The sequence below is a fragment of the Sphingorhabdus pulchriflava genome (assembly GCF_003367235.1).
Lineage (GTDB): Bacteria > Pseudomonadota > Alphaproteobacteria > Sphingomonadales > Sphingomonadaceae > Sphingorhabdus_B > Sphingorhabdus_B pulchriflava.
Map to the genome: position 1 here is coordinate 1,154,421 of NZ_QRGP01000001.1, position 14,914 is coordinate 1,169,334.

12 protein-coding genes are annotated in these 14,914 nt (G+C 55.6%); 5 read left to right on the top strand and 7 right to left on the bottom strand.

Annotated features, from left to right (window positions below; translation table 11 throughout):
- Positions 1 to 3 precede the first annotated feature (3 nt).
- Positions 4 to 1,650: an electron transfer flavoprotein-ubiquinone oxidoreductase gene (locus DXH95_RS05805; protein ID WP_115549424.1), complete on the bottom strand. Its 1,647-nt coding sequence runs from the start codon at positions 1,648 to 1,650 to the stop codon at positions 4 to 6.
- A gap of 115 nt (positions 1,651 to 1,765) precedes the next feature.
- On the opposite strand from DXH95_RS05805, the gene DXH95_RS05810 reads away from it, so the two are divergent.
- The 5 genes from DXH95_RS05810 (at position 1,766) to DXH95_RS05830 (ending at position 6,810) form a co-directional block, all read left to right on the top strand.
- Complete coding sequence (locus DXH95_RS05810; RefSeq protein ID WP_115548454.1) at positions 1,766 to 2,527, top strand: uracil-DNA glycosylase family protein; 762 nt, start codon at positions 1,766 to 1,768, stop codon at positions 2,525 to 2,527.
- 56 nt (positions 2,528 to 2,583) lie between these two features.
- A complete protein-coding gene (locus DXH95_RS05815) occupies positions 2,584 to 4,308 on the top strand; it encodes a lytic transglycosylase domain-containing protein (RefSeq protein WP_239016554.1) in 1,725 nt (574 codons plus the stop codon).
- The gene (gene moaB / locus DXH95_RS05820) at positions 4,295 to 4,822 is read left to right on the top strand and encodes a molybdenum cofactor biosynthesis protein B (RefSeq protein WP_115549425.1); all 528 of its coding nucleotides are present in this window, start codon (positions 4,295 to 4,297) and stop codon (positions 4,820 to 4,822) included. The genes DXH95_RS05815 and moaB overlap by 14 nt, the downstream gene beginning before the upstream one ends.
- A gap of 68 nt (positions 4,823 to 4,890) precedes the next feature.
- On the top strand, positions 4,891 to 5,952 hold the full coding sequence (locus DXH95_RS05825; RefSeq protein WP_115548456.1) for a PA0069 family radical SAM protein: 1,062 nt from the start codon (positions 4,891 to 4,893) through the stop codon (positions 5,950 to 5,952).
- A 282-nt stretch (positions 5,953 to 6,234) separates the two neighbouring features.
- Positions 6,235 to 6,810, top strand: a complete 576-nt coding sequence (locus DXH95_RS05830) for a c-type cytochrome (RefSeq protein WP_181883584.1) — start codon at positions 6,235 to 6,237, stop codon at positions 6,808 to 6,810.
- Positions 6,811 to 6,819: 9 nt separating this feature from the next.
- Here DXH95_RS05830 and DXH95_RS05835 read toward each other — a convergent pair whose 3' ends face one another.
- The 6 genes from DXH95_RS05835 to DXH95_RS05860 all read right to left on the bottom strand — a co-directional run bounded on the left by DXH95_RS05835 (position 6,820) and on the right by DXH95_RS05860 (position 14,866).
- Entirely contained in the window at positions 6,820 to 7,260 is a 441-nt protein-coding gene (locus DXH95_RS05835; RefSeq protein ID WP_115548458.1) for a DUF1330 domain-containing protein, read from the bottom strand.
- Positions 7,260 to 8,864 (bottom strand): long-chain fatty acid--CoA ligase, encoded by a 1,605-nt coding sequence (locus DXH95_RS05840; RefSeq protein ID WP_115548459.1) that lies wholly within the window; start codon positions 8,862 to 8,864, stop codon positions 7,260 to 7,262. The genes DXH95_RS05835 and DXH95_RS05840 overlap by 1 nt, the downstream gene beginning before the upstream one ends.
- A gap of 26 nt (positions 8,865 to 8,890) precedes the next feature.
- Positions 8,891 to 12,376, bottom strand: coding sequence for a DNA polymerase III subunit alpha (gene dnaE / locus DXH95_RS05845; protein ID WP_115548460.1), 3,486 nt, complete (start codon positions 12,374 to 12,376; stop codon positions 8,891 to 8,893).
- Between the two features lie 84 nt (positions 12,377 to 12,460).
- Positions 12,461 to 12,940 (bottom strand): glutathione peroxidase, encoded by a 480-nt coding sequence (locus DXH95_RS05850; protein WP_115548461.1) that lies wholly within the window; start codon positions 12,938 to 12,940, stop codon positions 12,461 to 12,463.
- A complete protein-coding gene (locus DXH95_RS05855) occupies positions 12,937 to 13,623 on the bottom strand; it encodes an ABC transporter ATP-binding protein (RefSeq protein WP_115548462.1) in 687 nt (228 codons plus the stop codon). Before DXH95_RS05855 ends, DXH95_RS05850 begins: the two co-directional genes overlap by 4 nt.
- A complete protein-coding gene (locus tag DXH95_RS05860; protein WP_115548463.1) occupies positions 13,616 to 14,866 on the bottom strand; it encodes a lipoprotein-releasing ABC transporter permease subunit in 1,251 nt (416 codons plus the stop codon). The genes DXH95_RS05855 and DXH95_RS05860 overlap by 8 nt, the downstream gene beginning before the upstream one ends.
- Positions 14,867 to 14,914: the final 48 nt, after the last annotated feature.

The window sequence follows — 14,914 nt, forward strand, 5'->3', positions numbered from 1 at the left end:
CGCCTACATGTTCGGATAATTGGGGCCACCTCCGCCCTCGGGCGTCACCCAGTTGATATTCTGCGTCGGGTCCTTGATGTCGCAAGTTTTGCAGTGGACGCAGTTTTGCGCATTTATCTGAAGGCGCGGTTGCCCTTCATCCTTACCGACGATTTCATAAACACCTGCCGGGCAATAGCGCGTTTCCGGTGCATCATAGAGCGCGAGGTTAACCGTGATGGGCACCTCGGGGTCTTTGAGCTGCAAATGGCAGGGCTGGTCTTCCTCATGATTGGTGTTTGAAAGAAACACCGATGAAAGCCGGTCAAAGCTGATCACACCATCGGGTTTTGGATAATTAACGGGCTGATACAGGTCCTTGCGTCCAAGTGCTTCATTGTCAGCATGATGCTTCATCTCGATCGGCAGGCCGATCTTCAACGTCCGCATCCACATATCGACACCTGCGAAGATGGTGCCGTAGGTTTCACCATATTTGGCGATTGCAGGCTGGGCATTTTTCACCAGCTTGAGCTCAGTCGCGATCCAGCTTTCGTTGAGATTGGCTTGATAATCCGACAACTCGTCATGCTCGCGACTCGCCGACAGCGCAGCCGAGATGCTTTCTGCGGCCAGCATGCCTGATTTCATCGCGGTATGACTGCCTTTGATACGGGGAACATTGACGAAACCAGCAGAGCAACCAATCAGCGCGCCCCCCGGAAAAGCGAGCTTCGGTACCGATTGCCATCCGCCTTCGTTGATTGCGCGAGCGCCATAAGAGACGCGCTTTCCGCCTTCCAGTATTTTGCGGATTTCCGGGTGCTGCTTCCAGCGCTGGAATTCCTCGAATGGGAAGACGTGTGGGTTTGTGTAATCCAGCGCAACCACGAAACCGAGCGCCACCTGACCGTTCGCCTGGTGATAGAGGAAGCCCCCGCCCCAGCTTTCTGTTTGAGAAAGTGGCCAGCCTTGCGTATGGATTACCCTGCCCGGTTTGTGTTTTTCGGGCTCAATATCCCACAATTCCTTCATGCCAATACCGTAAACCTGCGGTTGGCAATCACGCTCAAGATCATATTTTGACTTCAGCTGCTTTGTGAGATGTCCGCGCGCACCCTCTGCAAAAAGGGTATATTTTGCGTGCAGTTCCATGCCGGGCATATAATCGGGCTTATGGCTGCCATCACGCGCTACGCCCATATCGCCAGTTGCGACACCCTTTACCGAACCATCGTCATTGTACAGGATCTCGGCGGCCGGGAAGCCTGGGAAGATTTCGACTCCGAGATTTTCAGCTTGGGTTCCTAACCAGCGGCACAAATTGCCGAGCGAACCGGTGTAGGTACCTTTGTTATGCATCCAGCCCGGGGTGAACAAATGCGGGATCGCCATATGGCCGCCGCGCGATAATACCCAGTGGTGGTTCTCGGTGACCGGAACCTCTGCCATTGGGCAGCCTTGCTCTTTCCAATCAGGCAAAAGTTCGTCAATCGCCTTGGGGTCAAATACCGCGCCAGACAGGATATGTGCGCCGATTTCCGATCCTTTTTCGAGGATGCAGACTGTGGTTTCGGGGTTAATCTGTTTCAGGCGGATTGCCGCCGAAAGGCCTGCAGGTCCACCGCCGACGATCACCACGTCATATGGCATCGACTCCCTTTCACTCATCTCCACTCATCCTTCCTCGGCCCGGTTTATCGGACCGTCTTGATTTTCCCTCAACTGACAGGATTCGCCATGCCAAGCAATTGACCTGCGCGTCAACCGGTGACTGTTGCGAAACATGCAGGTCGCACCGCAGGACAGGGGAAAAATACTCGCAGACTCGATCCACAGCTGGTGGCGCGATGCCGGTGTTGATTATCTGTGCCAGGCTGAACCGACTAATTGGCTTGCAGATGCAGATGAACCTCGTTCGATGCCCAAGGTCCCTGCAGCCGAAATTCTGCGGTCTCCGCTGTCTACTCCTTTAGTGGCGTCAAACCCAGTTTGGCCGGATGAATTTGCTTCATTTCAGAAAGCGATTGCAACTGATCCTTCAATGCCAGGCAACGGATATGGGCCAGCGCGTGCTGTTCCTGTTGGAATTGCGCAAGCCGATTTGATGATTTTAACCGATTTTCCCGAATCTGAGGACATAATAGCTGGAGAATTGGGGCACGGCGCCGTCGGTAAACTGTTGCAGGCCATGCTGTCTGCTTGTGGTTATTCGATCGGAGAAGTCCATTTGGCGGCTTTGGCGCACAGTCGTCCTGCTAGCGGGGCTTTGCCAAAACAGGATGCAAATTTGCTGGCTGACTTTGCCCGACACCAAATCAAAATCGTGCAACCCAAACGGATGCTATTGCTCGGCACTGCAGTTTCGGAAATCCTTTTAGGCAAGGAACTGATGGAGGCACGCTCAAATTTACCGGAATTTAACCAAGATGGCCGCAATTTGACGGCTGTAGCAACTTTTCATCCGCGAACTCTTTTGGCCCGTCCGATTTTGAAAGCACAGGCCTGGAAAGATTTACAGCGGATCGTGAAGAGAGATATTGTGTGATCAAGCGCTTGTTTATCCGCTCTCCCCTATCGTTAATGGTAACATCGGTCGTTGTCTTGGCGTCGCCTGCTTGGGCCGGAACTGCCGACACTGTTCGTCAAGCTGTAGCGCCGGATGCGTTGGAGCAGATTGGCGGGCAACCCAGCGCCAAGGATAAGCAGTCGTTTTCCGCTATTTTCGCCGCGATAGATGGAAAAAGCTGGTCAGAAGCGAGCAAGCTGATTGATGCTGCACCAAAAGGTCCGTTGGCGCACATCGCACGCGCCGAACTTTATTTGGCGGCCGGTAGCCCCAAAGTAGAAGCGAGCCAGCTGCAGTCATTGTTAAATGACGCCCCGTGGTTGCCGCAGGCTGAAAGGCTTGAGAAAATGGCGTCGAAGCGTGGTGCAAGCGACCTGCCAATACGACCCGGTACAAAGCGCTTTTCCTTCCTGGGTAGTGCGCCAAAGCGCGACTTACCGGATGCAAGCCCTGCCGCTGCGACGCTGCGTGACAAGTTGCAGGTCGAAATCAAGGCAGACAATCCGTCCGGTGCCGAATCTCTGCTCGAAGCACAAGCCAGCAGTCTGGACATCCGTGCGCTCACCGAGCTTCGCTATCGTGTTGCTTGGTCCTATTATATCGAAAATGATGATGCCAATGCCCGCCGGGTAGCTGGTGTGGCCCGCGCCGCTGGCGGGGAATGGGGAACGCAGGCGGAATGGGTGCACGCGCTCGCGGACTGGCGATTGGGTGACCACAAAGAAGCTTTTGCTTCATTTGACCGCGTTTCTCGTGCCACCGACAATGAAGAATTGAAAGCTGCTGCCCTGTTCTGGAGCAGCCGTGCAGCAGTTGCGGCGCGCCAGCCGCAGCAGGTTCAGCCACGTTTGCAAGCGGCGGCCCGTATGCAGGAAACGTTTTACGGTCTGTTGGCGGCCGAAGCACTTGGCATGGAACCCGTGGCATCAAAAACCGTACGCCGCACAGCGCCCGATTGGAAACAGGTTACTGGAACGGACAATGTGCGGGCAGCCATTGCGTTATCCGCCATTGGAAAAAACGAACTGGCGGATGAAGCCCTGCGTCATCAGGCGCGTATCGGGGACGAACGCCAACATGCGGCGCTCGCCCGATTGGCTGGAGCATTGAACCTGCCTGCCACCCAATTGTGGATGGGGCACTACGGGCCACGTGGTGAAAATTTGGATCCGATGGCGCGCTATCCCTTACCAAGTTGGCAACCTAGCGGTGGTTGGCGCATTGATCCGGCACTGGTGTACGCACATACCTTGCAGGAATCGGCCTTCCGCACCTCGGTTATCAGCGGTGCTGGCGCTCGAGGCCTAATGCAGGTCAAACCGACAACCGCTCAGGAAATGGCCCGTGCACGCGGAGCGTACCTTTCCGCAAGTGATCTCGACCGGCCGGCGGTAAATCTTGAATATGGCCAAAGCTATATTGAAAAACTGCGCGATTTGAACGCGACGGGGGGGCTACTGCCTAAAGTCATCGCCGCCTACAACGCTGGACCTGCGCCGGTCACCCGCTGGAACAATGAAATCCGCGACAATGGCGATCCATTGTTGTTCATTGAATCCATCCCCTATTGGGAAACGCGAGGTTATGTTGCAATTATCCTGCGTAATTACTGGATGTACGAAATCCAGAGCGGTAAAAATGGCGGCAGCATGAAGGGGCTGGCACAGTATCTATGGCCAACAGTGCCCAATCAAGGACGTGTCTCAACGGTCCGCATGGTTCGCACCTCAAGCCATGGAGGAAGCATTGCCGCTCGATGAAACCAAGACGTTCAAACCCGTCAATATCGCTTTGATTACGGTATCCGACACGCGCACTTATGAAAATGACACGAGCGGAGATTTGCTCGCTGAATTTATCGTCGACGCCGGACATCAATTGGTTGATCGGGTTATCGAACGCGATGATGTGTCAAAACTAGTCGCGCGGCTGCACGGCTTTATCGACACCGAATATGTTGACTGCGTTATCTTGACCGGCGGTACCGGTCTTACCGGACGCGACATCACGCCCGAGGCGCTCGACCGCGTAAAGAGCAAAGACATACCTGGATTTGGCGAGCTTTTCCGTATGCTAAGCTATGAAACCATCGGCACTTCCACCATCCAGAGCCGCGCCTGTGCGGTGCTGGCTCGCGGTACCTATATCTTTGCCCTGCCTGGTTCGAACGGTGCGGTGAAAGATGGCTGGACCAAGATTCTGGTCCACCAGCTCGACAGCCGTCATAAGCCGTGCAACTTCGTTGAACTGATGCCTCGGCTGCGCGAACAATAATTGTTCTTTATTTGTTCCATGCTTGATGTTACCCTTTCCGGGTGCCGAAAAGCTGTTACCCGGATTTTGTGGCGGGACGAGGCGCGCCTGCCAACACCTCCCCTTCGCGTTTCAATCTGAATTCGCGGGAGGCGGATGGCGATTGGCTGGATGAACGCGAAGAGATTGACGGAGGCACTGCCCCACTGAGAACGCAAGTGACGTCGGAACGTCCAAAATCCATCCTTGCCCGTAATACATCTCCTGACATCCCATTCGACAAATCGGTCAACCCCTATCGTGGCTGCGAACATGGATGCATCTATTGCTATGCCCGGCCTACCCATGCCTATCATGACATGTCGCCAGGGCTTGATTTTGAAAGCCGCCTGTTCGCCAAACCCGATGCAGCGAGCTTGCTGCGTAAGGAAATCGGGCGCAAGGGGCATGTACCGACACCCATTGCCTTTGGCACGAACACAGACGCCTATCAGCCCATTGAACGCGAATGGAGAATCATGCGCCAATGCCTCGAAGTACTGGCAGAGGCCAATCATCCGCTAACTATCACGACAAAGTCTGACCGTATCCTGCGGGATATCGATTTACTGGCACCCATGGCGACGAAGGGGTTGGTGGCTGTAGCAATTTCGGTGACCATGCTCGATCCGGCTTTGCACCGGATTTTAGAACCGCGCGCACCTCGCCCGGAGAAGCGATTGGCGGCAATTAAAGAGCTGGCGACCGCAGGCATCCCCACTCACGTCAATGTCGCACCTATCATTCCCGCGATAAACGACCATGAAATCGACTCTATCATAGAGCGAGCGGCAGACGCTGGCGCGAAAACCGCAAGCTGGATTCCGCTTCGCTTGCCACATGAAGTCGCACCTTTATTTCAGGATTGGCTGCAAGTGCATTTTCCCGACCGAGCAGGCAAGGTTATGTCGATTGTTCGCTCAATCCGTGAAGGCAGAGACAACGATCCGAACTTTTTCCAGCGCATGCGCGGGTCGGGACCTTGGGCTGATTTGATCAGGAACCGTTTTAGAATCGCTGCGCGAAAGGCCGGACTAAACCAGACAAGGATAGAATTGCGCAGCGACCTGTTCATTCCGCCCCGCTGCGACGGACAACTGGCGCTGTTCTGACACCCTATACTCGCAGTCTGCCTAATGTTACGCTTCCCGCTGGGGAGAAGTAAAATGCACAGATTTGTGTTATGTTTGCTAGCAATCACTTTTGTGACAGGCTGCAGCCCTCAAAAGCAGCAAGCTATCCGTTTCGACAACCAATCACACAGCGAGGCAGCGCACGGCCGACGTATTGCCGGTGTTCTTGGATGCACGGGTTGTCATGATTCAAATCTGGCGGGCAAAGATTGGAGTGCACCCGGTTTTGCAATCGTTTGGACGTCAAATCTGTCGGTAGAGATGAAAATATATGACGACGCGGCTTTCCGCCGAACCCTTCAAAAAGGCTATCGTTACGATGGAAACGAATTGTGGGATATGCCCTCCTTCCTGTTCTCAGAATTGTCCGAAACCGATCTGGTCGCACTGACCACATATCTAAGAGGTGTACCGCCCACGGGAAAAAGTCACCCGAGGCCTATATTGCTCGAAGGAGCGTTGAAAGAGATCAAGCAAGGCATCTACAGATCAAGTGCGGCCGAGGCAAAATTGAGAGCTGGCACTTTTCCGCCAGATGCAGGCCCGCAGCACAGACTGGGCCGCTACATCGCACGCGCAACTTGCGCGGAATGTCATGGCATGGATCTGCGCGGCGGAACTCCCTATCCTGGCGCGCCTCCGCGCCCTGATATCCGCATGGTTGCTGCCTATGACAAAGCCGATTTCGTCAAACTCATGAAAACCGGCAAGGCTGCGGGTAATCGGGAATTGCAATTGATGAGCGGCGTCGCGCGCGGCCGATACAGCCAGTTCACGCCGCGAGAGGTAGACGCGCTTTATGAATATCTGAAAGCCGTGTCGGTGACGAATCCTTAGGTTGCAGTTTCAGCTGAAGCTGCCGGAATCGCCTTCCATCGGTGCGAAACGAATAAGTCGGCTCGTTTGCACCGCAGCTTGGCGATTGACCACAGCCAGGCGATAATCGGGGTCGGTGACCATCTCCAGAAACGCTCCGGCGTTGGGATATTGCGCGATGAAAGCTGCGTCCCAATGCTCGTCGGCAGGACCAGTCAGTACGGTCTGAAAGGCGCCGCGCCAAAGGACGCTTCCCCCCACGCGCTGGAAGATAGGTCCGCTGGTTTTACCATATTCCTGATAGGCGCGCTCGCCTGTCCAGCCCTTGGCGGCATTTTCGTGACCTTCCGGATAGGCGGCAAGATCGCGATAACGGATCAGGTTGAGCATCTGGATCGGCACATCGCGCGGCAACGCTTTGAAGGCGTTGAATGCCTCACGCGTCGGATCGACATGCGCCTCGGCAGACATCAGCCGAGGCTCCGCAGTTTGTAATCCTTGTATTGCTTGCGCAGTTCCGCCTTCTGGATTTTGCCCGTGCCCGTGATCGGCATGCTGTCGACGAAATGCACCTCATCCGGCAGCCACCATTTGGCGATACGTTCCTTGAGGTAATCTATCACATCGGTTTCGGTCAGCGTCTCCGCCTCGGGCTTTTTCACCGCAACAATGATTGGCCGCTCATCCCACTTGGGGTGATAGACACCGATGGCTGCGGCCTGCGCTACACCAGGGCAGCCCACAGCTGCATTTTCCAGTTCAACCGAACTGATCCATTCGCCGCCCGACTTGATGACGTCCTTGACGCGATCGGTAATCTGCATCGTGCCATTCGGATGGATGACCGAGACGTCACCAGTATCGAACCATTGCTCCCCATCGACGGCATCGGTCTCGGCCTTGAAATAGCGCTTAATCACCCATGGCCCGCGAATTTGAAGCGCGCCTTCGGTGGTGCCATCGCGCGGAGCGACATTGCCGTCCTTATCGATAACGCGCAGTTCGACACCGAATGGGATTTTGCCCTGTTTTGAAACAACGTCGATCTGCTGGTCGAGCGTCATTTCATCCCAGCCCGGGATGGGTGCACCCATCGTGCCGATCGGAGAGGTTTCCGTCATGCCCCAAGCGTGAGCAACACGCACACCTTGTGTCATCAGCCGCTCGATCATCATGCGGGGAGCCGCCGTGCCTCCAATGGTCACCAATTGTAATTTGCCAAGGTCATAGCGGCGCCCTGCAGCCTTTTCAGCATCGAGGTGCTGGAACATCGCAAGCCACACCGTGGGTACGCCAGCGCTGTGGGTGACGCCTTCGTCGAGCATCAGTTTATGCAGTACGGCTGCTTCGTTTGTGGTGGAAAAAACGAACTTCACGCCAGCCATCGCACCCGCAAAAGGCAGGCCCCAGCTCGCAGCATGGAACATTGGGACGATCGGCAATAAAGCCGCAGTCATCGAAAGGTTGAAGATGGTCGGCGCTACCTCCGCCATGGCGTGCAGCATGGTTGAGCGATGCTGGTATAATACACCCTTCGGATTGCCGGTCGTGCCGCTCGTATAGCAGAGCATGCACGGGTCGCGCTCGTCACCCCAGACCCAGTCGAAATTGCCGTCCTGCGCGCCGAGCCATTCTTCATACTGCGCACTGTCGAAGACGATATAATGCTCCACTGTCTTCAAATGCGGCTTCAGCCGGTCAATGACGGGCTGGAACTGCGCATCATAGAGCAGCACCTTATCCTCGGCATGGTTCATGATGTAGATAAGGTCTTCATCAAACAACCGGACGTTCACAGTGTGGATCACACCGCCGCAGCCAATCGCACCATACCAGGCGGCAAGATGACGGTGGTGGTTCATTGCAAAGGTTGCGACACGATCTGCCGGTTTCAGTCCCATGCCTACAAAAGCCTGCGCCATCTTGCGCGCTTCAGACGCGACATTGGCCCAGTTGGTGCGTTCGATGCTGCCATCGGCCCAGCGCGTCACAATTTCGCGGGTGCCATGTTCGCGTTCGGCATAGTCAATCAGATGTGTGACCCTCAGGTCCCAATCCTGCATTCCACCCAGCATTTTTCTCTCCCCTGCCCGCTATATTGTCAGCGGACGCTCATCAGATGCGGTTTGACCGGCGCGAGTTCCACATTCTCGACGCCTTGTATTTCTTTGACCTTCTCGACCAGCTCCACGTCAAGCCTGAATTTGCGTCCTAGTACGATATCGGCGGTCTTGCCATTGGCAGTGCGGGTGCGCGCTACGACCTCGCCACGTCCGCCCCCGAGCGGAAGGATCAAGTCTTGCAGTCTAATAAAGGCATCGGCGCTGCCGATATCGAGCAGCATCTTGAACTGGGTATTGGACACCAGCCCAGCGAGCGGTTTTGCGCTACGTATGGCAATGCGCGGGATCTCCTCACCCGGCGGCAGATCCATTTCCACGTTGAGTAATAAGCATTCAGCGCTTTTCACCCATTCGGCGAGGCTGGCACAGACGCCCTCGTCAAAGCAGCTCGCCTGAAACTGGCCGCTGCTGTCCGAAAACTCGGCTTGAACGAAGCGGTTGCCCCGACGGGATTCGCGCCATTTCACAGACTGCACCATTGCCGCCATCGTGCCCGATTTGCGGCTACCTTCCGGAATTGGTCCGCAGTCTATGGTTTCTAGAAAGCTGCGCGCGCCATGGCTTGCCGCTATCTGGGTAAATTGCGAAATTGGGTGGGCAGAGAAATAGAAACCGAATGCTTCGCGCTCATGCTCCATCGTTTCGGCAACTGACCACTTCTCTGCATTGGGAAGGCGCATCTGGCCGACACCTGCATCAGCTTCGCCTCCAAACAACCCGCCCTGACCGCTTTCACGCTGCTCGCGTGCCGACTGGGCTGTGGCAAGTATGGTTTCGATCCCGCCGAATACTGATGCCCGATTGCCGACAAATTCGTCAAACGCCCCGGCAGATGCCAGATTTTCAAGGCTACGCCGGTTGATTTGGGCCGGATCGGCGCGATTGGCGAAATCATCCAGATCCTTGAACGGCCCATTGGCCTCGCGCTCGATAACCAGCGCTTCCATCGCCTTCTCACCGACATTTTTTATGCCTGCCAAGGCGTAACGCACTGCCAGACCCTGATCGCATTCTTCAACGCTATATTCGGCGTCACTGTGGTTAATTGAGGGCGGCAGGCAGTGTGTGCCCATGCGCCGCATGTCATCGACAAAAATTGCAAGCTTGTCGGTCTGATGCATGTCAAAGCACATAGACGCTGCGTAAAAGGCTTCGGGATGATGTCGTTTCAGCCAGCCTGTGTGGTATGACAAGAGCGCATAGGCCGCCGCGTGCGACTTGTTGAAGCCATAGCCTGCAAATTTATCGATCAAATCGAACAGTTCATTGGCCTTCGCCGCGTCGATATTATTGTGCTCGGCACAGCCTGCGACGAAAATCGCACGCTGCTCATCCATCTCCGATTGGATCTTCTTACCCATCGCGCGGCGTAACAAGTCTGCTCCGCCAAGCGAATAACCCGCAAGTATTTGCGCGGCCTGCATGACTTGTTCCTGATAAACGAAAATCCCATATGTTTCGGCGAGAATTCCTTCCAGCAGCGGGTGCGGATACTCAATCTTCTCTTCGCCATTTTTACGGCGGCCGAACATCGGGATGTTATCCATCGGACCAGGACGGTAGAGCGAGACCAGCGCAATAATGTCACCGAAATTGGTCGGCCGCACCGCAGCAAGAGTGCGGCGCATGCCTTCGGACTCCAGCTGGAACACGCCTACTGTGTCGCCCGACTGCAGCAGTTCATAAGTTGCCGGATCGTCGAGTGTCAGCTTGTCGAACTCAACTATGATCCCACGCTTGGCCAGCATTTGCGCCGCCTTTTGTAGCACCGAAAGCGTCTTCAAGCCGAGGAAGTCGAACTTGACCAGCCCCGCCGCCTCGACAAATTTCATGTCGAACTGCGTTACGGGAACGTCCGAACGCGGATCGCGATAGAGCGGTACCAGTTCGGATAGCGGCCGATCGCCGATTACTACGCCCGCAGCATGCGTCGAACTGTGACGGGGTAAACCTTCCAGTTTCATGGCAAGATCGAACAGACGTTTAACCTGTTCGTCGCGACGGTATTCCTCACGCAATTCGGGAACACCGCCCAGGGCACGTTCCAGGTCCCAAGGGTCGGTGGGATGGTTGGGCACCAGCTTGCACAGCCGGTCAACCTGACCATAGCTCATCTGCAGCACGCGACCGGTGTCGCGAAGCACAGCGCGCGCCTTTAGCTTACCAAATGTGATTATCTGCGCGACTTGATCGCGGCCGTATTTTTCCTGCACATAACGGATCACTTCACCGCGGCGGGTTTCGCAGAAGTCGATATCGAAGTCCGGCATCGAAACGCGTTCGGGATTGAGGAAGCGTTCGAAAAGGAGGCCGAGCTGCAGCGGGTCAAGATCTGTGATCGTTAGCGCCCAAGCAACCACCGAACCTGCACCCGAACCACGGCCCGGCCCTACCGCGATATCATGCGACTTGGCCCATTTGATAAAGTCGGCAACAATCAGGAAGTAGCCGGGAAAACCCATCGAACAGATGACGTCGCATTCGAATTCAAGGCGTTCAAAATAGGGTTTGCGGAATTCTTCGTCGATGATGCCGGCCTGCTCAAGCCGGGCAACCAGGCCTTCGCGCGCATCGTCGCGAAGCTGCTGTTCCTCCGCATCCCTGTTGCCCGCAAGGCTCGGCAGGATCGGCTTGCGCTTCGGTGCGCCGACCCCGCAACGCTGGGCAACGACAAGTGTGTTGGCCAGTGCTTCCGGCACATCGGAAAACAATTCTGACATTTGTTGCCAGGTCTTGATCCATGCATGCGGGCTGCTTTTCCGCCGATCGTCATTTTCGACATATTCGCCATCCGAAATGCAGAGCATCGCATCATGCGCCGGATAGAAATCGGGTTCGGCAAAACAGGCAGGGTTGGTCGCAACCAGCGGCAGGTCGCGTTCATAAGCGAGCGCAATCAGCGCTTCTTCCGCGGCCTCTTCGGTCGGATCCCCGCGCCGGGCGAGTTCGACATATAGGCGGTCAGGGAAAAGGGCCTGCAAACGAGTGCAATATTCGGCAGCGCTATCGAACTGTCCGTCGGCGAACAACCGTGTAACACCGCCTTCTCCGGCAGCGGTCAATGCTATCAGACCTTCGGTGCGACCCTCGAGTTGTGCGAGCGTCACCTGCGCTTCACTATCGTCAGGATGCTCGAGATGCGCCATCGAAGTCAGGCGGCAGAGATTCTCATACCCCTTCTCATCCTGCGCATAGAGCGCGAGCCAATCGCGGACCGGCTGACCACCCGAAAATTCCGGTGAACGCTGCAATCCAAGCATCAGTCCCATGACCGGTTGCACCCCGACCGCGCGGCAGCCATCCTCGAACGGCATCACGCCATAAAGACCGTTACGATCGCTTATAGCGATGGCTGGAAAGCCAAGTCCTTTGGCATATTTGCCTATCGCTTTAGGCTCAATTGCTCCCTCGAGCATCGTATAAGCGGAGAAAACCCGCAAAGGGACAAAGGGTGCAATGGCCATGCAATTACGGTGCGGTAATCGCACCGATTCTGCAAATGAAAGCGCGGGCTATTTTGTGGACAAATCCGACCGACTGCGCGGCTATTAAGCCAGCAGTTTCTCGATGTCCTTTTCGAGCGAACCGGGGGCCACTTGCGGTCCATAGCGACCAACCACTTTGCCATCGCGGTCGACGAGGAATTTTGTGAAGTTCCATTTGATCGCACGGCTGCCGAGCAGGCCTGCTTGCTGGTCTTTAAGATGCTTCCATAGCGGATCGGCATTGTCCCCATTGACATCGATCTTTTTTGCCAGCGGGAAGGTGACATCATAGGTCAACGAACAGAAATTCTTGATCTCCTCCTCGTCACCCGGCTCCTGCGCGCCAAACTGGTTGCAGGGAAAAGCCATGACCACCAGACCCTTGTCCGCATATTTTTCGTTCAGTTGCTCAAGACCCTTATATTGCGGTGTAAAGCCGCATTTCGAAGCCGTATTCACCAGCAGCAGCACTTTGCCTTTGAATTCGGACATGTCTTGCTTGCCGCCGCCAGGCATGTCGACGGTGAAATCATGTACGTTCATGAGTTTTTCTCCTCCAATATCCCGTCATGCAGGCGGACCACGCGATCCATTTTTGCCGCAAGACGTTCGTTATGCGTTGCAACTAGCGCAGCAGATCCTTGGCCCCGCACCAGCGCCATGAATTCCGACAGCACGATGTCGGCCGTCTTTTCATCGAGATTTCCGGTGGGCTCGTCCGCGAGCACAAGGCGCGGCTTATTGGCCAGAGCACGGGCGACGGCTACACGCTGTTGCTCTCCGCCTGATAGCTTCGCCGGGCGATGTTCGAGACGTTCGCCGAGGCCAAGTGTTGACAGCAAATCTGTCGCCCGCTGCTTTGCTTCCTCTGGTTGGGTTCCGGCGATAAGTTGTGGCAATGTTACATTTTCAAGAGCGTCGAAATCGGGCAACAAATGATGAAACTGGTAAACGAAACCCAGCTTTTCTCTCCGCACCACGGTTGCACGGTCCGGTCCGGCATCGCGCATTTCCTCGCCATCGATCAGGATCGAGCCAGTAAAGCCACCCTCGAGCAAACCGAGCGCCTGAAGCAGCGTTGACTTGCCCGTCCCCGAAGGTCCGAGCAACGCCACAAGTTCACCTTCGCGAATCGAGAGGTTCACACCCCGCAATACATCGATGGTGACATCGCCCTGCGTAAAGCTGCGCCGGACATCACGCATTTCGGCGACGATCTTATTCATAGCGAAGCACCTGAACCGGATCTGTCCCCGCCGCTTTGAAGGCCGGATAGAGCGTCGCGAGGAAACTGAAGAACAATGCCAATGTACAAATCGCAAGCACCTCGAATGGATCGGTGCGAGAGGGTAATTCGGTCAGGAAGCGGATCGAGGGATCCCAAAGTTCGAGCCCGGTCAAAAACTGTATGGCAGTTACAATCGACTGGCGGAAAAAGAGGAAAACAAAACCGAGGATCAGCCCTGCCACGGTACCTGCTGCGCCAATCAGCAATCCAACCGTGACGAAAATCTTGAGTAGCGATTGTCGCGAAGCGCCCATGGTCCGCAAAATTGCGATATCGCGCGTTTTGGCGCGCACCAGCATGATCAGCGACGACAGAATATTGAACACCGCGACCAGCACGATGATCGATAGCACGATGAACATCGCCACCCGCTCAATCGCCAGCGCCTCGAACAACGACGCGTTCATGCTCTTCCAATCGACAATCACCGCCTTGTCAGCAATTTTGGGCTGTAGGGGTGCCAGAATATCATTGACCTTGTCCGGATCAGTAGTGGTCAACTCTATCATCCCGATCTGATCGCCCATAAGCATCAGGATTTGGGCATCTTCGATCGGCATGATGACGAAAGCCTTGTCATAATCATAAACGCCGACCTCAAAGATCGCTGCGATTTCATAGGAAATCTCGCGCGGTACAGTGCCAAAGGGCGTGGTCCGGCCAGCAGGATTAATGATGGTCAAGCGTTGTCCCAGGCGCGCACCCAAATTTTGCGCAAGGCGCGAACCGATGGCAACGCGCTCACTGCCCGGGCTAAGCAACTTCATATCACCTGCCAAAGTCTTACCCTTTAGCGTGGGGTTTTCGAGAATATCTCGCACTTCCATGCCGCGAGCCAAGATCGCTTCGACGCGTCCCTCATGTGTCGCGAGTAGTGGCTGCTCGATCAATGGTGAAGCTTCAGTGACCCCCGGCGTCGCGCGCACATCTTTGAGCACCTCGCGCCAGTCGGCCAATCGCCCACCATAACCCTGCACCACCGCATGGCCATTCAAACCGACAATCTTGTCGAACAGTTCGGCGCGAAAACCGTTCATCACGCTCATCACGATGATGAGCGCCGCGACTCCGAGTGCGACGGCGACCAGACTGATCGTGGCGACGAGGAAAATGAAACCCTCGCCTTTGCCCGGCAGCACATAGCGCCTGGCGATCATGCGTTCGTATCGATTGAGGATCATGTCGGGCAGTGTTCCGGCATAGTGTTGCAAGACAAGCCTTTAGGCGGC